The sequence below is a fragment of the Thalassovita aquimarina genome (assembly GCF_018219815.1).
GTDB classification, from domain to species: Bacteria; Pseudomonadota; Alphaproteobacteria; order Rhodobacterales; family Rhodobacteraceae; genus Thalassobius; species Thalassobius aquimarinus.
On sequence record NZ_JADMKU010000016.1, the window covers coordinates 49,423 to 67,586 of the forward strand.

An 18,164-nucleotide genomic window follows, 5' to 3' on the forward strand; every position below is an offset into this window, starting at 1 on the left:
GAACTGTCATGAAAACTGTCAAAGTCTACGGCCCCGGCTGCAAGCGCTGTGAAACGACCGCCGAAATGGTACGCGAAGCCGCGTCGAAGCTGGGTGTCAAGGTCGAAGTGGAAAAGGTCACCGACCCGCGCGAAATCGCGATGGCGGGCGTGATGTCGACGCCGGGGATCACGGTCGACGGCAAGCTGGTCCATGCGGGCGGCTTGCCGGACAAGGCAAAGCTGGACGGCTGGTTGGCGGGCTGAGCGCCGCGCCGCCAGCGCTTCCGGGCCGGGCGCGGGATTACACGTGCCCGACCTCTTTCAGGAACCCGATCAGCGTATCGGCGTATTCCTCGGGCTGTTCGACGCAGGGGATATGCCCGGCGCGGCGGATCAGGTGGAATTTCGATCCCGGGATCAGGTCGACGGTTTCGCGCACCAGGTCGGGCGGGGTCGATCCGTCATCGGACCCGGCGATGCCCAGCGTCGGCAGCCGCAACCCGCTGGTGGGCGTGTAGAAATCGGTGCCCGCGATCGCGGCGCAGCAGCCCATGTAGCCTTCTTCCGGCTGCCGGGTCATCATGTTGCGCCAGCCGGTCATTTCGGCGGTTTCGCGGAACGGGCGGGCGAACCAGCGTTCCATCGTGGCGTCTGCCAAGGCTTCGATGCCGTCCTGTTTGACCGCTTCGATCCGGTCCTGCCACATCTGCGGCTGACCGATCTTGGCCGCCGTGTTCGACAGCACCAGCGCGCGCACGAGGTCGAGCCGTTTGACCGCCAGCCCCTGCGCGATCATGCCGCCGATGGAAAGCCCGACGAAGACGCAGTCCTTGACCTGCAGGTGATCCAGCAGCCGTTCGGTATCGCGCACCAGCGTGCCCATCGAATAGGGGCCGGGCGGGCAATCGGAAAGCCCGTGGCCGCGCTTGTCGAAGCGGATGATGCGCAGTCCCTCGGGCAGGCGCGGCACGATCTTGTCCCAGAGCCGCAGATCGGTGCCGAGCGAATTGGCGAACACGATCGGCGCGCCGTCCGGGTCGCCGTCTTCGCGGTAGTGCAGCTTGATGTCTCCGAGATCGGCGATGTGCATGGCGGTTCCCCCTGCGGTCGTTTTGCCGGGAAAGTCGGGGAAAAGCGCGGCGGGGTCAAACGACATCTTCGCATTTTGCCGTCCCCCGGATCGCGCCCAATACGGCGCCCCCTAGTCCTCCTCAACTCCCAGCCGGATATGCGCCATGATCTGGCCGTGGTCAGAGGCGAGCTTGTTATAGGGCGCCTCGGGGTGCGACCCGTCGGTGATGTGGTCGTTGAAGGTGCTGAAATATTCCATCTTGCCGATCCGCTTCTTGTAATCGGGATGGAAATGGCGGCTGAGGAAAATCTGGTCGACGGATTCGTAAACTCCGCCGAAGGCCGCCGTATAGACCATGTCGCGCTGCGATTTGCGCACGAACAGCTTTTCCGCCGAATGCAGCCGCACCCGTTCCACCGCGTCGGTGATCAGCTTGGCCTCTTCGCGCGAATAACGATCGTCTTCGTCCCGCGCGTTGTGGCGCAGCATCCAGGCATAGTTGATGAACGGCACCTCGCCGGCGACGATTTCGGAACTGACCGAATGTTCGCCGTCGTTGAAATCGCCCAAAGCGATGACCGGGCGGCCCTTGTCCAGTTCCGCCACGATGGCGCGGCGCAGCACCCAGGCCTCGGCCATCCGCCGCACGCCGCTGCGCAGGGCCCCCATGGCGCGGCCCACCGGATTGTAGCGGGTCAGATCGGCCTCGGGCGCGAAGGGGGCGCCGGGGGGCTTGTGATATTCGCCGAGCTTGGATTTCAGGTGGCAGCAGAACACGCTGATCACGTCATTGCCCACCGGCACCCGCACCTTGAGGATCGGGCGCGACAGGCGCGACAGGGTGTAATGGCCGCAATCCTCGCCGGTCAGTTCGCGGAACGGGATGGAAAGCGGATCGTCGAGGTCCTGAATGATTTCCGGCGCGCCGACGAACCCCATGCGCGACAGGATAGCGATGCCGGGGCGGCGTTGGCCCGGCAGGCCGGTGTCGTTCGAATTGGGCGCGAAGGCGATTTCCGCGTCGCGGTAAGACCTGTAGCCGAGTTTCCGAAACACCGCCTTCTTGTGATAGCGTTTCGAGGCGTCGGGGATGACGGCCGCGTTGTAGGCTTCGCCCCGGATATCGGCCTCTTCGATGACCTCGCGCAGGGCGTCTTCCTCGAACACTTCCTGGAAGCCGACGATATCGGCATCCATGGTCAGGATCTGGTCGGCGACCCAGTCGAGTTTCCAGGCGTATTCTTCCGGCGTGTAGGTCTGGAATTCGTAATATTCCTTGTCCGGGCCGATCAGGTTCTTGATGTTGAAACTGGCGATGGTGAAACGGGTCATGGGCGGGCCTGTGATTGCGTGCTGAAAACTCTGCCTGGGATCGTGATATACGTAAATCGTCAGCTTTTCACGACGAGATGCCCGATGGCGCCTTCCTCGACGTCCCAGACGCCTGCCGCCGCGCCGGCCTCCAGCAGGGCGCGGGCGGGTTCGATATCCGTATCGGGCGGGATGTCCACCGCGTAGAGCATGTAGCCGAAATTGCCTTGGTCGTAGGTGCAGCCCAGATCCTGAAGCGGGGTCCAGTAGGTCCTGAAATCCCTTTGATCGGCATTTTCCGACCGAATGATCCGGTAGGTGGAATGCCCGCCGATGAACAGCAGCTTTTCGAACACCAACTGCGGACCGCGTTTGCGGGCGATGACGATATCGCGATAGCTCAGCCCGGTGGCGAAAAAGGGGGAGTTCTGCAGGCGGTAGCGGTCCTGCCCAAGCCCTTCGACGAAGATGCTTTCGCTGGCCTGCCCGTGCCAGGTGTCGTCGGGAAGTTCGATTGTCAGTTTGCCGATATTGGCCATGGCGGTGCGGTTTTCCGTTTTCAGCCTCGAAATCTGCCGCACGGATTGCGCGGCAGGACAGGGGCGGCCCCGCCCGCGCTGGCGGGGGATCGCCCGGCGCGCGCCGGGCCCCTCAGACGGATAGGCCCTGCAACGCCCGGATATACATGTCCGGATCCACGTTGCCGCCCGAGGCGACCACGATCACCGTGTCGGATGTGAGTTCGTCGCCGTGCTTCAGCGCCGCCGCCAGCGCCGCCGCGCCGCCCGGTTCGATCACCAGCTTCAGCCGAAGGAAGGCCTGCGCCATCGCGTGCAGGCAGTCGTCGTCGCTGACCACGATGCCCGGGCCGCAGAGCCGCTGCAGGATCGGGAAGGTGATGTCGCCCACCGTAGGCGTCAGGATCGCGTCGCAGATCGACCCGGTCGTATGCGCGTTGCGTTCGATCCGGCCACTGAGCATCGAGCGTTTGGCGTCGTCGAAGCCTTCGGGTTCGCAGGGCCGGACCGTCATGCCGGGTGCGCGGGCCTCCAGCGCCAGTGCGATGCCCGAGGTCATGCCGCCGCCGCCGCAGGGGACCAGGACCTCGGCCTGCTCGACACCTTCTTCCTTGGCCTGTTCGGCGATTTCCAGCCCCATCGTGCCTTGGCCCGCGATCACCACCGGATCGTCGAATGGCTTGATCAGCGTCAGCCCGCGTTCTTCGGACATCCTTGCGCCGATTTCGCGGCGGTCCTCGGTTTCGCGGTCATAAAGCACCACCTCGGCGCCGAGCGCGCGGGTGTTGTCGATCTTCAGCTGCGGCGCGTCGGCCGGCATGATGATCACCGAGGGCACGCCGTGCTGTTGGGCGGCATAGGCGACACCCTGGGCGTGGTTGCCGCTGGAAAAGGCGATGACGCCCTTGGCACGGGTGTCGGGATCGAGCGCCGAAACCGCCGCCCAGCCGCCGCGGAACTTGAAGCTGCCGGTATGCTGCAGGCATTCGGATTTCACCAGTATCCGGCGCCCGGCGATTTCATCCAGGAATGGCGAAGACAGCAGCGGCGTTTTCCGTGCCTTGCCCGCCAACCGTCCGGCGGCGGCTTCGATCATCTCGATATTCATGTCTGTTCTCCATTGCTGAGGCGTTGCAGCCAGTCGTTGAGCGCCGCCTGCGCCTCGGGTTCGTCCAGAAACGGAACATGCGCCCGGTCGGCGACATGCGCGACGATCAGGTCGGGATTTCGGCGTTTCATCTCCGCAACCGTCTGGAAACTGAGCAGATCCGAGTTCGCGCCGTGGATGACGGCGCAGGGCAGCGGCGCGATGGCATCGAAATAGGGCCAGAGGTCGGGCGCGGCATTGGTGGCTTCCAGCACCGCGTCGCGCAGTTTCGGGTCGTAGTTCAGCCGCACGCCGTCGGGAGTTTCGACATGGGTGCGGGTGACTTCCGCGCGCCAGCGGTCCAGCGGCACGCCGGGGAATTTTTCCTCCATCGCCGCCTTGCGCGCGCGCGCCATTTCGTCGAGGTCGCGGAATTCGGGCTGCAGCCCGAGATAGGTCATGATCACCTCGATCCCGCTGCCTTCCAGCACCGGGCCGACATCGTTCAGGCAGACGCCCAGAAGCCGGTCCTTGGCCCCCATCGCCAGCCCCATGCCGATCATGCCGCCGCGCGAGGTGCCGAGGATCGCCGCCTTGTCCAGCCCGAGGTGATCGAGCAGTTCCAGCGCATCCTGCGCTTCGCGCGGCAGGTTGTAGCTTTTATAATCCGCGGCGTGGTCGGACTGCCCACGGCCGCGGTAATCCATCCGGATCATCCGGCACCCTTCCAGCTGCGGCGCCACGAAGTCGAAATCGCGGCAATTGCGGGTCAGGCCGGACAGGCACAGGACCGGCAGGCCGTGGCCTTCGTCTTCGTAATAGAGTGACAGGCCGTCGGAGCTGGAAAAATGCGGCATCAGGACCTCGCGATGTCGGGGATGGTGGTCAGGTCGGACAGGATGTGATGCGGCTTGCCCGGCAAGCGGTCGACCGGATCGCCGCCGCGGTTGACCCAAGCGGTGGTGAAGCCGTAACCGGATGCCGCCCCCGCATCCCAGCCGTTGGAGGACACGAACAGCACCTCGTCGTCGTTGCAGCCGAAGCGTTCGCCGACAAGGTCGTAGACCTGCCGCGCCGGTTTGAACACGCCGACGCTTTCCACCGAAAGCACGTCGTCAAGCACGTTGCCGATCCCGGCGCTGTCGACCGCGCCCTTCAGCATGTCGGGTGATCCGTTCGACAGGATCGCGGTGTTCATCCCGGCCGCTTTCAGATCGGCCAGCATCTTCGGCACTTCCGGATAGGCCTGCAGTTCCAGGTACAGCGCCAGCAGCCGGTCGCGCAGTACCGCGTCGCCGTCGAGCCCGCAGGCTTCCAGCGACCAGTCGAGCCCGTCCTGGGTGACCTGCCAGAAATCGGTATGTTCGTCCATGACGGCGCGCAGCCAGCTGTATTGCAGCTGTTTCAGCCGCCAGTATTCGGACAGTTTCGGCCAGGTTTTGGCCAGCGCTTCATTGCCCGGCTCAGCGGCGGCCTGCCGGGCGGCGGCGGCGACGTCGAACAGGGTGCCGTAGGCGTCGAAAATGCAAGTGGTGATTGTCATTGAGTGGTTCCTCCCGGGGCAGAGGTTGGCATGACGCGGCGGTGAGGGAAAGGCCGGAATTGTCACGATTTGCGGCGCTCGCGGCCCTTGTTTGCATTCATCGGGCGGGGCGGGTAGGCTGACCGGATCATCCCGAGTACCCGCCCTGGCAAACCGGCGGCCTCACAGATCAATTTCAAGCAGGACAGGACGACAGATGACCCAGGTCAAGACGGGGGATACCGTACGCATTCACTACACCGGCACGTTGACGGATGGATCGGTTTTCGATTCATCCGAGGGCCGCGATCCGCTGGAATTCGAAGTTGCCGCCGGCCAGATCATTCCGGGGCTGGACGCGGCGCTGCCGGGTATGACGGTCGGCGAAAAGAAGGTGGTCGAGGTGCCCTGCGCCCAGGCCTATGGCGAAGCCAACCCGCAGGCCGTGCAGGCCGTACCGCGCGCCGAGGTTCCCGCAGACCTGCCGCTCGAGGTCGGTACCCAGCTGCAGGTGCAGACCACCGAGGGACAGGTGTTGCCGGTGACCATCGTCGAAGTGACCGAAGAAGCCGTGACCCTGGATGCCAACCATCCGCTGGCGGGCAAGGACCTGACCTTCGCGATCGAACTGGTCAGCATCGGCTGAGCCCGGCTGGACCCGGGAAGAAAATGAGAACGGCGGGCCGGTGAGGCCCGCCGTTTCGCGTTTTCAGCTGTCAGGCGCCCGCGGCGGCGAACCAGTCCCAGACCTCTTGCCAGATCGCTTCGCGCCCGCTGCGGAAGGCACCTTCGTGGCCGATCCGTTTCAGCCCGTAATCGGCAGGGCTGCGCCGGGTGAGCGTTTTGGGCGCGGCGGGGTAGAGATCCTGGATCGTCTGTGCCGCGCGATCGGTGGCGATGGGATCGTCGGCAAAGACCCAGGACCGGATTGGAGCGGCGATTTCGCCATAGGCATGTGGCTGCAAACGGCTGTCCAGATCGGTGCCGAGATACCGCCGCCGGTGCGACCAGCGCCGCCAGGTGCGGAAGGCCTTGGGCGGCAGCGGTTCGCCCGTCCAGCCGCCGCCGGTTTTCAGATAGCCGTGCCGCATCAGCGACCACGCCCCGATACCCCACCAGAAATAGAGCTCCAGCGGGATGTAATGCGGTTTGTGATACGGCCAGAACCCGGACCCGACCGCGAAGAAGGCGTGTTTGTCGACCTTTTCGTGATTGTCCAGCAATCCGACAAGGTGGCCACCGACACTATGCGTCAGGTGGCCCATCGGCAGGCCGCCGGCGCGATCGGCCAGCAGGTCGACCGCCGCCGCCATGTCGAACCGGCCCCAGTCGGCGATGTCGATATCCGACCCGGCCAGATCGCCGGCCCGCGATGCGCCGATGCCGCGGTAATCATAGGTCAGCACCAGCGCGCTATGGCCGGCCAGATACTGGGCCGCCTTGTGGTAGTAATACTGCGGAAAGCCTGTGGCGGCGGAAACCAGCACCGCGCGTTGCGGATCGGGGCCGCTGATGACGGTGCCGCCGAGCGTTGTGCCGTCGCGGGCCGGGAAGGTCACGGGTTCGGTTCGTATATCGGTCATGGGGCCAATCACCATATCGGTCAGGGTGTTTCCCACCCAGCCTAGCGCGGCGTTTTCGGCCTTGACTAGGCGGCGGAAAAAGTGCCGTTGCGGCGGGAGCCGGGAGCCGGGAGCCGGGAGCCGGGAGCCGGGAGCCGGGTGCCGTGGCGGCAGCTTTTACATGCATGTTCCCGACTTGAACGGATCGGTTCGTCTTGGCCTGTGCAGCAGTTGTGCTAGGCTCGGAGCATCATCCAGACCTTGAGGTCCGCCATGCCCAGCCCAGCCGAAGCCCTGATCGAACGCATTCGCGAGTTGCAGGAACAGTTCGAAGTCGAACTGTCCAAGCGGCGGAAGCAGTTCCGCTACCGGCTGGAAAATGGCCGGGTGGTGTTCGAAGAAGAGACCCGCAAGGCACACCGGCAATTGCGGGTCAGGCTGCTGCGCTTCCTTGCCCGGACCCGACCGAAAGAGGTGCTGAGCGCGCCGGTGATCTACTCCTTGATCGTGCCCTTCGTGATCCTGGATCTGTTCGTGACGGTCTATCACGCGATCTGTTTCCCGATCTACGGCATCCCCAAGGTGCGCCGCCGCGATCACATCCGCATCGACCGTCACCACTTGGCCTACCTCAACGGGATGCAGAAGCTGAACTGCGTTTATTGCGGCTATGCCAACGGGCTGATTTCCTATGTCCGCGAAATCGCTGGCCGGACCGAGGCCTATTGGTGCCCGATCAAACACGCAGATCGGGTCGACGGGCGGCATGACCACTATCACGAATTCCTGGAATACGGAGATGGCGAGGGATGGCACGGCGGGCTGGTGAAATCGCGGAACGGGCTGAAGGACGAGGAATGAGCACGCGGCGCTGAAATTCCGGGGGCCGGAGGTGGGGCGCGGGCACTAGGTCCGAAGCGAACCCATGCCCGTCAGCATGAACAAAGGATGTTCGGGAATGATGGGGGAAACCCCACCCTGCAGTCGTACCGAGGGCGGTTATTTCCGGCGCAGCTTGATCACCACGTCGACAGAGCTGATTTCCGCGCCTTCCGGCGCCTCGGGCAGGCGGGTGATGACCAGTTCCTCGGTCGGCGCGTCGGTCAGTTTGCCGTCATCTTCCCAGAAGAAATGCGGGTGATCGTGGGTATTGGTGTCGAAATAGCTTTTCGACCCGTCGACGGTGACTTCCTGCATAAGCCCGGCTTCGCAGAAGGTGCGCAGGGTGTTGTAGACCGTGGCCAGCGACACGCTTTCGCCGGTTTCGCGCACCGCGGCGAACAGGCTTTCGGCGGTGACGTGGCGATGCTGTCCGTCGCCCACCAGCAGCGACGCCAGGGTCAGCCGCTGACGGGTCGGGCGCAATCCTGCCCCTGCCAGCCACTCGGACCCTCTTTGTGCCGGTTGCGTGCTCAGCTTCATCATCGTCTTCCCTTCCTAATATGACAATATAGGAGAGACCACCGGTGGAATTCAAATGAAAACAGGTCGCATCTGTCCGCCAAGGCCCGCGTGCATGGACTTGCAGGACTTCCCCACGGGGTGCTAGAGGGAGATTGAAAGCAACAATATTTCCCGAAGGGGGCGGCCAGAATGGCACAATATCCGAGCAGTTTCGACAAGGAAGACCTTCTGAAATGCGCCCGTGGCGAACTGTTTGGCCCCGGCAATGCCCAGCTGCCCGCGCCGCCGATGCTGATGATGGACCGGATCACCGAGATTTCCGGCGATGGCGGCCTGCACGGCAAGGGCCATGTGGTTGCCGAATTCGACATCAATCCGGACCTGTGGTTCTTCGAATGCCATTTCCCCGGCAATCCGATCATGCCCGGCTGCCTTGGCCTTGACGGGCTGTGGCAGCTGACCGGCTTCAACCTGGGCTGGCGCGGCTGGGAAGGGCGCGGCTATGCTCTGGGCGTGGGCGAGGTCAAGCTGACCGGCATGGTGCGCCCGGACCGCAAGATGCTGACCTACAAGGTCGACTTCACCAAGGCGATCCAGACCCGCCGGCTGACCATGGGTGTCGCCGATGGTATTGTGGAAGCCGATGGAGAGGTTATCTACCAGGTCAAGGACATGAAGGTCGCTCTGTCGGAAGGCTGAGAAAGCCGAGAAAGCACAGACCGCCCTTGGGTAAAGAAGGAGAGCGCAGATGCGCCGAGTAGTGGTTACCGGGATGGGCGTGGTTTCGTCCATCGGCAATAACGTCGAAGAGGTCTTGGCCTCGCTGAAAGCGGGCAAATCGGGGATCACCGCCAATGAGGCGATGATCGAACACGGCTTCCGCAGCCAGGTTGCGGGCGCGGTGGATATCGACGTCACCGAACATATCGACAAGCGCACCCTGCGCTTCATGGGGCCGGGTGCGGCCTATGCCCATATCGCGATGCAACAGGCGATCAATGATGCCGGGCTGACCGAAGCCGACATCGTCAACCCGCGCACCGGTCTGGTGGCCGGGTCCGGCGGGCCGTCGACCAGCGCCATGCTGGCGGCGCATCAGACGGTGCTGGAAAAGGGCAGCCCGAAGCGGATCGGACCCTTCGCGGTGCCCAAATGCATGGGATCGACGATTTCGGCCAACCTGTCGACCGCCTTCAAGATCAAGGGCATCAACTATTCGATCACCTCGGCCTGTTCGACTTCGCTGCATTGCATCGGCAATGCCGCGGAACAGATCATGATGGGCAAGCAGGACGTGATGTTCGCCGGCGGCGGCGAGGAATTGGACTGGACCCTGTCCTGCCTGTTCGACGCGATGGGCGCGATGAGCTCTAAGTACAATGACACCCCGGAAAAGGCCTCGCGGGCTTTCGACGCCGATCGCGACGGCTTCGTGATTTCGGGCGGCGGCGGCATCGTGGTGCTGGAAGATCTGGAACGCGCGCTGGCGCGCGGCGCCAAGATCTATGCCGAAGTGACCGGTTTCGCGGCAACGTCCGACGGCCACGACATGGTCGCGCCCTCGGGCGAGGGCGGCGAGCGGGCGATGCGGCTGGCGCTGTCGACCCTGGCCGAGGACCGCAAGGTCAGCTACATCAACGCGCACGGCACCTCGACCCCGGTCGGCGATGTCGGCGAGGTCGAAGCGGTCCGCCGCGTCTTCGGCGACGACTACGTGCCGCCGATTTCCTCGACCAAGTCGATGACCGGCCACAGCCAAGGGGCCACCGGCGCGCAGGAAGCGATTTACTGCCTGCTGGCGCTGGAGCACGATTTCATCATCCCGTCGATCAATGTCGGCACGCTCGATCCCGCCCTGCGCGAGGGAGAGATCGCCACCAAGCTGGTCGAAAACGCGGGTCTCGACACGGTGATGACCAACAGTTTCGGTTTCGGCGGCACCAACGGGTCGATGCTTCTTTCCAAATACCTGGGGTAAATGCGGATGTGCGGAGTTCTGAGCGGAAAACGCGGCCTGATCATGGGCGTCGCCAATGAGAGGTCGATCGCCTGGGGCATCGCCAAGGCGATGAGCGAGGCGGGGGCGGAACTGGCCTTCACCTACCAGGGCGAAGCCTTCGGCAAGCGGCTGGAGCCGCTGGCCGCCTCGGTCGGATCCGATTTCATGGTTGATGTCGACGTCACCGACGAGGCGTCGCTGGACGCGGCCTTCGCTCAGCTGGCGGACCGCTGGCCGATGATCGATTTCGTGGTCCATGCGATCGCCTATTCCGACAAGGCCGAACTGACCGGGCGCTTCATCAATACCAGCCGCGACAATTTCAAGAATTCGCTGGATATCTCCTGCTACTCCTTCATCGACGTGGCGCGGCGCGCCTATCCGATGATGAAGGAAAACGGCGGCACGCTGCTGACCCTGACCTATGGCGGGTCGAACCGGGTGACGCCGAATTACAACGTGATGGGCGTGGCCAAGGCGGCGCTGGAATCGGCGACCCGTTACCTGGCCAACGACCTTGGTCCGGAGGGCATCCGGGTGAACGCAATCTCGCCCGGTCCGATGAAAACGCTGGCGGGGGCCGCAATCGGCGGCGCGCGCAAGACCTACAAGCACACCGACCAGAACGCGCCGCTGCGCTCGAACGCGACGCTGGAAGCTGTCGGCGGCACGGCGGTTTACCTGGCCTCGGAGGCTGGGGCCTTTACCACCGGCGAGATCGTCCGTGTCGATGGTGGTTACCACGTGCTGGGCATGCCGCAGCCGGAGAACCTGTAAGCCTGTCCATCGGCACGGGCGCCCCGGCGCCTGGCCGGTTGGTGGCAACGGGAAGCGGATCATGATCAAGCGAGAAAGGGCCCGCCTGTTTGGCGGGCCCTTTCTTTGCTCCGTGTCCGGCCCCGTGCATGGTGGGTATGGGGCGTTGGGCGGGACGACCTCAGATGAATGTGAAGTCGCCGAAGCTGTTCAGATCGCTTACCAGCATGTTCTGGAACAGGATGGTATCGCCGGTGACCAGGGTCATCAGGACATCGCTGCCGATCTGCGTGAAGCTGATATCCGAGGTGCCGTAACCGCCGGCGATCTCGATCTGGTCGGTGACGACCTCGAAATCGGTGATGGTGTCGGCATCCCAATTGGCCGGGTAGAAGCGGAACACGTCGGCGCCGGCATTCCCGGTCAGCAGGTCGTTGCCCGCCGCGCCGATCACGGTGTCGTTGCCGTTCCCGCCGTTCAGGGTGTCGTTGCCGTTCCCGCCATTCATGAAGTCGTAGCCGTTGCCGCCATGCAGGAAATCGAAGCCGTTTTGACCCCAGAGGTTATCGTTTTGATTGCCCCCCCACAGCGTATCACCGTCATTGCCGCCGTTCAGCGTATCCTCGCCATCGCCGCCGACCAAAGTATCGGCACCGACATTGCCGTCCAGCCTGTCGTTGTCGACGCCGCCATACAGCCTGTCATTGCCATCCTCGCCGAACAGGAAGTCATTGCCGGCCGCCCCGATCAGGGTGTCGTCGCCGATCCAGCCCCGCATCGTGTCATTGCCGACACCGCCATCCATCTGGTCGTTGCCATGGCCGCCATAGAGCGCATCGTTGCCAGCGTCACCCGCGAGCGTATCATTGTGGTTGCCGCCCCACAGCGTATCGTTGTCGCTACCGCCGTTCAGCGTATCTTCACCGTCGCCGCCGCTGAGGACATCGGTGCCGGCACCGCCATCCAGCAGGTCGTTGTCGCTGCCGCCGTTCAGCCTGTCATTGCCGTCTTCGCCGAACAGGAAGTCATTGCCGGCCGCCCCGGTCAGGGTGTCGTCGCCGATCCAGCCCCGCATCGTGTCGTTGCCGACACCGCCATCCATCTGGTCGTGACCATGGCCGCCATAAAGCGCATCGTTACCGGCGTCACCCGCGAGCGTGTCATTGTGGTTGCCACCCAGCAGCGTATCGTTGTCAGCGCCGCCGTTCAGCGTGTCTTCGCCATTGCCGCCGATCAGGATATCGGCGCCGACACCGCCATCGAGCAGGTCGTCGTCGTCACCGCCGTTCAGCCTGTCATTGCCGTCCTCGCCGAACAGGAAGTCATTGCCCGCCGCCCCGATCAGGGTGTCGTCGCCGATCCAGCCGCGCAGGGTGTCGTTACCGGCACCGCCGTCCAATTGGTCGTGACCATGGTCGCCATAAAGCGCGTCGTTGCCGGCATCGCCCGAGAGCGTATCGCTGTGATTGCCGCCCAGCAGCGTGTCGTTGTCAGCGCCGCCGTTCAGGACGTCCGCGCCATTGCGGCCAAGCAGGATGTCGGCGCCGTTGCCGCCGTACAGGATGTCGTTGTCGTCACCGCCATCCAGCCTGTCATTGCCATCCTCGCCCAGCAACACGTCGATGCCCGTCGACCCGGTCAGGGTGTCGTTTCCGATCCAGCCGCGCAGGGTGTCGTTTCCGATACCGCCGTCCATCTGGTCATTGCCGTGGCCGCCATAGAGCGCATCGTTGCCGCCCTGGCCCGAAAGCGTATCGTCGTGGTTGCCGCCCCACAGCGTATCGTTGCCGAGGCCGCCATAGAGCAGGTCGTTGCCGCCCTGTCCCGTGAGCGTATCGTTGTGATTGCCGCCATACAGCGTGTCGTAACCGAAGCTGCCGAGCAGGCTGTCTGCACCGTCGCCGCCGATCAGGATGTCGCTGCCGCCGCCGCCGTTCAGGGTGTCGTCGCCACCGTTGCCCCACAGCAGGTTGTTGACACCATCGCCAAGAATGTTGTCGGCCCGTTCCGAACCGCTGACGTTTTCGACATCCTGCACGTCATAGGGGCCGAATGTGGTCGGCATGAAGTCATAGGTCTGGGCCGCCAGGTCGACATTGAAGCCCAGCGAGACGTTGCCATAGGCGCTCAGGTCCAGCAGGTCGATGCCGCTACCGCCATAGACATTGTCGGCGAGGTCAGAACCGGTGATCTGGAAAACGTCGTTGCCGGCGCCGCCATAGCAGAAGTCGTCGAAAAGGCCGCCATTCAGCGTGTCGTTCCCGTCGCCACCTATCAGCGTGTCGACGCCGCTTGCCCCTAGGATGACGTCGTTGCCGGCGCCGCCATCGATGCTGTTGTTACCCGAACTGCCGGTCAGGGAATCATCGCCGGAACCCGTGATCAGGTTCTCGAAGTTGACGAAGGATTCCGGAACATAATTGGTCACGCCTGTGCCCAGGTCGATCGTATAGTTTCCGTTCCATGTCGTGGTGTCCAGCAGGTCGGTTCCGGCACCGCCATCGAGTGTCTCGTTGGTTCCAAGCCCGGCAAAGATGGTGTCGTTGCCGTCATTGCCGTCGAACAGGCCCGACCCGTCGGAATGGATCGTGTTGTCACCCGATCCGTCGAGATAAGTCTCGATATTGATCAGCGTTGCCGAAGGAGAGTTCAGATGGGAGCCGGTGATCAACCCTGTGTTGAAGTTAAACACGTCGCCGCTGTAGGTGCTTGCCGAATGGTCGAGCGTATCGTTGCCGGCGCCACCGTCGACGGAATCGTAGTATTCGCCGTTCAGCACCCGGATCAGGTCATCGCCGTCCCCGCCATTGACGCTGTCAGTGGAGAAGCCGCCCTCAAGCGTGTCGTTGCCGTCGTTTCCGATCAGCGTGTCGATGCTGCTGCCGCCCTGGATGAAGTCACTGCCATTGGCACCCAGGATATAGTCGTTGCCGCTGCCGCCATCGATCGTGTCGCCCACGCCCGAGATCGGGGTGGCATCGTCGCCGTAGATCGTGTCGTTGCCCGAACCTCCGAGCAGGGTCTGACCGTTCAGGCCGCCGTAAATCCGGTCGTTGCCGGCGCCGCCATCGACATAGTCGCCGTTGTTGCCGCCGGCATAGATGGTGTCGTTGCCGTCGTCGCCATACAGGCTGTCGGCCCCTGAATAGCCGTAGATCGTGTCGTTGCCACCGCCGCCGCGGATCGAGTTGGCGACATTATTGCCGTGGATCACTTCAGCCCCGGAGCCGCCCACCACGTTTTCAATCACCGTGCCGTAGGCGATGGTCAGGTTCCCGGTCAGGCCGCCCACGCTGGAGATCGTGCCGGTGGTCGACGAGCTCGAGAAGGTGCGGACGTCGATCACGGTGTTGTTCGAGAACCCGGACAGGTCCAGCGTGTCGATGCCGCCACCATCGACGATGCAGGTCGCGTTGGTGTCCAGCAGCGTGTCAAGCGAAGCATAGGCCGTGTTGGCATAACCGAAGAGCGGACCGGTGCTCGACGGGGTCCAGTCGTACCATGTTGAATTGAAGCCCCAGGTGGTGTTGCCGGTGGTAGTCCCGTCATCGATCCCGTAGCCCATCGGATTGTAGATCCGGTCGAGCGTCATCCAATCCACCGCCATCGGACCGATCAGGCGGGCATAGGATTGGCTATTGTAGTTGTCCTGGGACCAGTAGGACATCATGGTCTGCTGCCAGGTGTCGTTTTCCCAGTAGGCGTCGTTGTAGGTCGGACTGCCGGAACCCGCGTTATACAGTCCCTGGTGACCAAGGCCCAGCGTGTGGCCGATTTCGTGCAGGTAGGTCTGGAACGTGTAATCGCCGATATTACCGGCGGAGCCACCGTTCCAGCCGGTGGCCACGTTGACCCAGGCGTACTGGATCGAACCGTCCGCGGACTGGTTGAAATTGGCGAAGGCCTTGCCCGCTACGTTGTCATAGAAGAACAGATCGACGATCGCGGTGTCCGTCGAAGTGGTTTCGACGAAGTTGATGCCGAGGATGTCTTCGTAGACATTCAGCGCATGTCGGATCGAATCCACCCGCGACGCCGTCCCGGTCCCATCCGTATCGACTCCTGGAAAACTCGTCACATTGTAATGGATCACGCCGTTCTTGGCGTTGGTGCCAGACGAAGTGAGGTTGAAGAAGGGCGAATTGGTGTAAGGGTACGGATTCCAGAATTCATCCCAGAAATCGTTGCCACCGCTGCCAGTGTTGTTCTCGTTGAGATAGGTGGACAGGGTCAACAGGGAAGTCGGCGGTGCCGGGGCCGCCAGATCGTCGGGCATCGCCGCCGCGCCGCCATCCGGATCGGCGTTCGATTCCTGATCCGGCGCTGCGCTGACATTGGAGCCGCCTACGAAGATGCGGCCATCTTCCCAATTAGTTGTCGTATAAGCCTGTGGCGTGACTGGTCCGACGGAGGTGGGGCCATAGTCCGGTGCTGGTTCGTAGATGGCATCGCGTGGTTCGGGAACGGGCTGAAAATCGAACGAAATGTCGACCGGTTCCGTTTCGGTGATGGCATAGCTGCCAAGGGTGTCTCCCCCATCGTCCCAATCGCCACCGTCCAGCCCCGCCGAGCCGTCATCGCCAGAAGGTTCTTCGGTTTCTTCGCTGCTCAGAGGCTCCCCGCCGAGAGGATCGCCATCCAGCCCCTCGGTGATGGGACCGCTGTCCTCCGGCGTATCGGCATCGTCCTGATCCTTCGGCGCCTTCGATTCGTATTGCACGTCGTTCGAAAGACCCACGGCACCGCCCACGACCGGGTCATGCAGGTTGTCCTTGTCAAAAATCGGTGTGTTCAAGTCATCGTTTTCGAAATCGCGCATCACAACCTCCGTCGGATTGATAAATCTGGTGAACGCAGCCGGCACCTGCCGATGGCCCTCACGGAATAGGATGTTCTACAAGCGCCCCTGGCCGGGATGGCCACTGGCAAGCTTGGTCTTGTTAAAAAAGCGTCTTCGCCGCTGGTTTCGGCAAAGCGGCAAGGCACTCCAAAGAAGTGTTTCTTAAAAGCCCGGCGGGGTCTTCGGCTTCGTTCCGAACGCGTTGCAAACACGTCATTCTCAGGCCCTCCATCTCCACTCGAAGAGATATCAGAGGCGAAATGACGGCATGCCGTCCGGCGCGGCACTGCTCTTTATTCAATAGCCAGACGGAACAATTCCTGATCCGTCACCTGTCGGCCCCGGTTTTCCGGAACAATTAATCAACGCACCATACGGTGTAGCTGTGGCAGTCTCATCAATTCTAACAAACTCATCCGATTCTTAACACAAAACCGTGAGGAGCGGCATGATTTTCTCTATTTTTTTTGAAACACCCGCGTTGCGCCAACGCGCGATGGGCGGGTGCTAGAAATTCGGCAGGACCACGATTTCGACGCGCCGGTTCCGGCTGCGGCCTTCTTCGGTTTCGTTCGATGCGACTGGTTCGCTGGCGCCGCGTCCCATGACATGCAGCAGGCCGCGTTGCCAGCCCTGGGCCAGGAATGCCTCCGCGACGGCTTCGGCGCGGTGCTGCGACAGCGCCTGGTTGGCCTCGGCCGTACCACTGTCATCGGTGTGGCCGGTGATCTGGATCGTGGCGAACGGGCCGCGCAGCAATTCCTGCGCCAGCAGGTCAAGCTGTTGCTGCCGTCCGGTGTCGAGAACGGCCTGGCCGCTGGTGAAAAGGATGTCGGCGGGCATGGTGATCGTCAGCCTTCCATTTTTTCTGCTGATCTCAACGCCGTTCGCCGCGAGTTTTCGGCGCAGTTCGGTTTCCAGATCGTTCAGGTTGCCGGTCGGGCGCGGCGGGAGCTGGGTTCGGTCCTCGGGCAGTGAACTGGCCGGGTGCCGGGTTTCGGGAAGCGAACAGCCAGTCTGGGTCGTCGCGAGGACTGTTCCGAGGCTGAGAAGGATCTTTGCCGCAATCATGATATCCGCCCTCTGCAACGATCGCACTACGGGGCAAATCCCGAAATGGGGATTCCATCGCGTTCAGGATAAGCGATGGCGCCGGTTTGCTCCAGCCCCTTGCCCGGAGCCGGCCGGGATCGGCATGTTTCCTCCGGGTTGCGTCAAGACATCGGCGGCTCGTGTCAGAACCATTGGCCGGGTTCCATCAACCCCAGATCCAGCAACTGCCGCGAATGCCATTCGAACGGGGTTGAGTTGTGCCAGCGAAAATTCTGGATGTCGAACCGCGATCCGGGATTGCGTTTCAGCGCCTTGGCGGTACGGAAGGAACAGATCGCGGCGGTCAGGTTGTGGTGCCAGGGACAGGAATAGGTGTTGTATTCCTCGTCGTTGAAGGTGTGATCGTCGCGCAGCTTCAGCCCCGGTTTCGATTTGAACAGCGCGATCCGGTCAATCTTGCGGCGCTTGGGGGGGACGTGTTCCTCGAACCGCCAGCGCAGTCCGCCGAAGAAATCCAGCTGCCGTTCCTTCGGGTGGTTGTGATTGTCCGGATCGTTTCGGGCCAGCGCGTAATACCCGGACTTGTCCAGATGTGCGCTGTCCAGAGATACCGCGTTCGGGTTCTGGTCCAGATCGGCGGCATAGAGGTCGATGACATAGGTCAGCATCGCGTCCCGCCGTTCCTCGGAATGAAAAGCCAGCATTTCGCCCACGGTTCGAGTTTCGCAAAACGGGTAGAACAGGTATTCGGCGTTGAAGCAGTAAAACATCCACAGCCCCGGCGCCGCGTCGATCATCGTGTTGACCGCTGTTTGCACCGCGTTTTCGGCCAGCGGGTCATAATCGATCCGGTGCACTGTGTCGCTCAGGTCCGGGGCCAGATCGAAGTCGTCGGGCATCAAGGCCAGAGCGGTGCGGAAGCCGCTGTTGAGCTGGTGGCGGATGGTTGTGTCGATCTCGGTCTCGTCCTCGGCGAAGGTCATCGCCAGCGGGCCTTCGCGCAGCGCGTCGCGGCCACGGGACAGAAAATCCGACAGGCTGTGATACCGCATGCCTTAA

At 63.0% G+C, this 18,164-nt stretch carries 17 protein-coding genes; 6 read left to right on the forward strand and 11 right to left on the reverse strand.

Annotation, left to right across the window (positions count from 1 at the left end):
• Window positions 1-8: 8 nt before the first annotated feature.
• Window positions 9-245, forward strand: coding sequence for a thioredoxin family protein (locus IT775_RS15850; protein ID WP_212702202.1), 237 nt, complete (start codon window positions 9-11; stop codon window positions 243-245).
• A 37-nt stretch (window positions 246-282) separates the two neighbouring features.
• Here the strand turns inward: IT775_RS15850 and pcaD are convergent, their stop codons facing one another.
• From pcaD to IT775_RS15880, 6 genes are all read right to left on the reverse strand, one after another.
• A complete protein-coding gene (pcaD, locus tag IT775_RS15855) occupies window positions 283-1,071 on the reverse strand; it encodes a 3-oxoadipate enol-lactonase (protein ID WP_212702253.1) in 789 nt (262 codons plus the stop codon).
• A gap of 111 nt (window positions 1,072-1,182) precedes the next feature.
• Complete coding sequence (locus tag IT775_RS15860) at window positions 1,183-2,385, reverse strand: endonuclease/exonuclease/phosphatase family protein (RefSeq protein ID WP_212702203.1); 1,203 nt, start codon at window positions 2,383-2,385, stop codon at window positions 1,183-1,185.
• A gap of 59 nt (window positions 2,386-2,444) precedes the next feature.
• Complete coding sequence (locus tag IT775_RS15865; protein WP_212702204.1) at window positions 2,445-2,903, reverse strand: DUF4265 domain-containing protein; 459 nt, start codon at window positions 2,901-2,903, stop codon at window positions 2,445-2,447.
• Window positions 2,904-3,015: 112 nt separating this feature from the next.
• Window positions 3,016-3,990 carry a threonine ammonia-lyase gene (locus IT775_RS15870; protein ID WP_212702205.1) on the reverse strand — a complete coding sequence of 325 codons (975 nt, stop codon included), beginning with the start codon at window positions 3,988-3,990 and terminating at the stop codon, window positions 3,016-3,018.
• Window positions 3,987-4,826, reverse strand: coding sequence for an alpha/beta fold hydrolase (locus tag IT775_RS15875; protein ID WP_212702206.1), 840 nt, complete (start codon window positions 4,824-4,826; stop codon window positions 3,987-3,989). Before IT775_RS15875 ends, IT775_RS15870 begins: the two co-directional genes overlap by 4 nt.
• Window positions 4,826-5,512, reverse strand: coding sequence for a haloacid dehalogenase type II (locus IT775_RS15880; protein WP_212702207.1), 687 nt, complete (start codon window positions 5,510-5,512; stop codon window positions 4,826-4,828). Before IT775_RS15880 ends, IT775_RS15875 begins: the two co-directional genes overlap by 1 nt.
• 196 nt (window positions 5,513-5,708) lie before the next feature.
• Between IT775_RS15880 and IT775_RS15885 the strand changes: the two genes are divergently transcribed.
• The gene (locus IT775_RS15885; RefSeq protein ID WP_212702208.1) at window positions 5,709-6,137 is read left to right on the forward strand and encodes an FKBP-type peptidyl-prolyl cis-trans isomerase; all 429 of its coding nucleotides are present in this window, start codon (window positions 5,709-5,711) and stop codon (window positions 6,135-6,137) included.
• Between the two features lie 70 nt (window positions 6,138-6,207).
• Here the strand turns inward: IT775_RS15885 and IT775_RS15890 are convergent, their stop codons facing one another.
• The gene (locus IT775_RS15890) at window positions 6,208-7,074 is read right to left on the reverse strand and encodes an alpha/beta hydrolase family protein (protein WP_212702209.1); all 867 of its coding nucleotides are present in this window, start codon (window positions 7,072-7,074) and stop codon (window positions 6,208-6,210) included.
• 252 nt (window positions 7,075-7,326) lie between these two features.
• On the opposite strand from IT775_RS15890, the gene IT775_RS15895 reads away from it, so the two are divergent.
• Window positions 7,327-7,914 (forward strand): hypothetical protein, encoded by a 588-nt coding sequence (locus IT775_RS15895; protein ID WP_212702210.1) that lies wholly within the window; start codon window positions 7,327-7,329, stop codon window positions 7,912-7,914.
• Window positions 7,915-8,052: 138 nt separating this feature from the next.
• Here the strand turns inward: IT775_RS15895 and irrA are convergent, their stop codons facing one another.
• Window positions 8,053-8,478: an iron response transcriptional regulator IrrA gene (gene irrA, locus IT775_RS15900; protein ID WP_425519563.1), complete on the reverse strand. Its 426-nt coding sequence runs from the start codon at window positions 8,476-8,478 to the stop codon at window positions 8,053-8,055.
• 168 nt (window positions 8,479-8,646) lie between these two features.
• Here irrA and fabA point away from each other — a divergent pair, with 168 nt between their 5' ends.
• The 3 genes from fabA to IT775_RS15915 are packed head-to-tail and all read left to right on the forward strand — an operon-like array spanning window position 8,647 to window position 11,233.
• Entirely contained in the window at window positions 8,647-9,156 is a 510-nt protein-coding gene (fabA, locus tag IT775_RS15905) for a bifunctional 3-hydroxydecanoyl-ACP dehydratase/trans-2-decenoyl-ACP isomerase (protein WP_212702211.1), read from the forward strand.
• A gap of 49 nt (window positions 9,157-9,205) precedes the next feature.
• Window positions 9,206-10,435, forward strand: coding sequence for a beta-ketoacyl-ACP synthase I (gene fabB / locus IT775_RS15910; RefSeq protein WP_212702212.1), 1,230 nt, complete (start codon window positions 9,206-9,208; stop codon window positions 10,433-10,435).
• 6 nt (window positions 10,436-10,441) lie between these two features.
• On the forward strand, window positions 10,442-11,233 hold the full coding sequence (locus IT775_RS15915) for an enoyl-ACP reductase FabI (RefSeq protein ID WP_212702213.1): 792 nt from the start codon (window positions 10,442-10,444) through the stop codon (window positions 11,231-11,233).
• A 160-nt stretch (window positions 11,234-11,393) separates the two neighbouring features.
• Here IT775_RS15915 and IT775_RS21480 read toward each other — a convergent pair whose 3' ends face one another.
• The 3 genes from IT775_RS21480 to IT775_RS15930 all read right to left on the reverse strand — a co-directional run bounded on the left by IT775_RS21480 (window position 11,394) and on the right by IT775_RS15930 (window position 18,157).
• Window positions 11,394-16,031: a M10 family metallopeptidase C-terminal domain-containing protein gene (locus IT775_RS21480; RefSeq protein WP_212702214.1), complete on the reverse strand. Its 4,638-nt coding sequence runs from the start codon at window positions 16,029-16,031 to the stop codon at window positions 11,394-11,396.
• 528 nt (window positions 16,032-16,559) lie between these two features.
• Window positions 16,560-17,123 (reverse strand): OmpA family protein, encoded by a 564-nt coding sequence (locus IT775_RS15925; RefSeq protein ID WP_212702215.1) that lies wholly within the window; start codon window positions 17,121-17,123, stop codon window positions 16,560-16,562.
• Between the two features lie 164 nt (window positions 17,124-17,287).
• A complete protein-coding gene (locus tag IT775_RS15930; RefSeq protein ID WP_212702216.1) occupies window positions 17,288-18,157 on the reverse strand; it encodes a hypothetical protein in 870 nt (289 codons plus the stop codon).
• Between the last annotated feature and the right edge of the window lie 7 nt (window positions 18,158-18,164).

Excerpts from the sequence above, each read along its gene's own strand:
- IT775_RS15930 (WP_212702216.1), bottom strand. The coding sequence starts at position 18,157 with ATGCGGTATCACAGCCTGTCGGATTTTCTGTCCCGTGGCCGCGACGCG.
- IT775_RS15885 (WP_212702208.1), top strand. The coding sequence starts at position 5,709 with ATGACCCAGGTCAAGACGGGGGATACCGTACGCATTCACTACACCGGC.
- IT775_RS15925 (WP_212702215.1), bottom strand. The coding sequence starts at position 17,123 with ATGATTGCGGCAAAGATCCTTCTCAGCCTCGGAACAGTCCTCGCGACG.
- IT775_RS15875 (WP_212702206.1), bottom strand. The coding sequence starts at position 4,826 with ATGCCGCATTTTTCCAGCTCCGACGGCCTGTCACTCTATTACGAAGAC.
- IT775_RS15850 (WP_212702202.1), top strand. The coding sequence starts at position 9 with ATGAAAACTGTCAAAGTCTACGGCCCCGGCTGCAAGCGCTGTGAAACG.
- IT775_RS15860 (WP_212702203.1), bottom strand. The coding sequence starts at position 2,385 with ATGACCCGTTTCACCATCGCCAGTTTCAACATCAAGAACCTGATCGGC.
- pcaD (WP_212702253.1), bottom strand. The coding sequence starts at position 1,071 with ATGCACATCGCCGATCTCGGAGACATCAAGCTGCACTACCGCGAAGAC.
- IT775_RS15870 (WP_212702205.1), bottom strand. The coding sequence starts at position 3,990 with ATGAATATCGAGATGATCGAAGCCGCCGCCGGACGGTTGGCGGGCAAG.
- irrA (WP_425519563.1), bottom strand. The coding sequence starts at position 8,478 with ATGATGAAGCTGAGCACGCAACCGGCACAAAGAGGGTCCGAGTGGCTG.
- IT775_RS15895 (WP_212702210.1), top strand. The coding sequence starts at position 7,327 with ATGCCCAGCCCAGCCGAAGCCCTGATCGAACGCATTCGCGAGTTGCAG.
- IT775_RS21480 (WP_212702214.1), bottom strand. The coding sequence starts at position 16,031 with ATGCGCGATTTCGAAAACGATGACTTGAACACACCGATTTTTGACAAG.
- IT775_RS15890 (WP_212702209.1), bottom strand. The coding sequence starts at position 7,074 with ATGACCGATATACGAACCGAACCCGTGACCTTCCCGGCCCGCGACGGC.
- fabA (WP_212702211.1), top strand. The coding sequence starts at position 8,647 with ATGGCACAATATCCGAGCAGTTTCGACAAGGAAGACCTTCTGAAATGC.
- IT775_RS15915 (WP_212702213.1), top strand. The coding sequence starts at position 10,442 with ATGTGCGGAGTTCTGAGCGGAAAACGCGGCCTGATCATGGGCGTCGCC.
- IT775_RS15880 (WP_212702207.1), bottom strand. The coding sequence starts at position 5,512 with ATGACAATCACCACTTGCATTTTCGACGCCTACGGCACCCTGTTCGAC.
- fabB (WP_212702212.1), top strand. The coding sequence starts at position 9,206 with ATGCGCCGAGTAGTGGTTACCGGGATGGGCGTGGTTTCGTCCATCGGC.
- IT775_RS15865 (WP_212702204.1), bottom strand. The coding sequence starts at position 2,903 with ATGGCCAATATCGGCAAACTGACAATCGAACTTCCCGACGACACCTGG.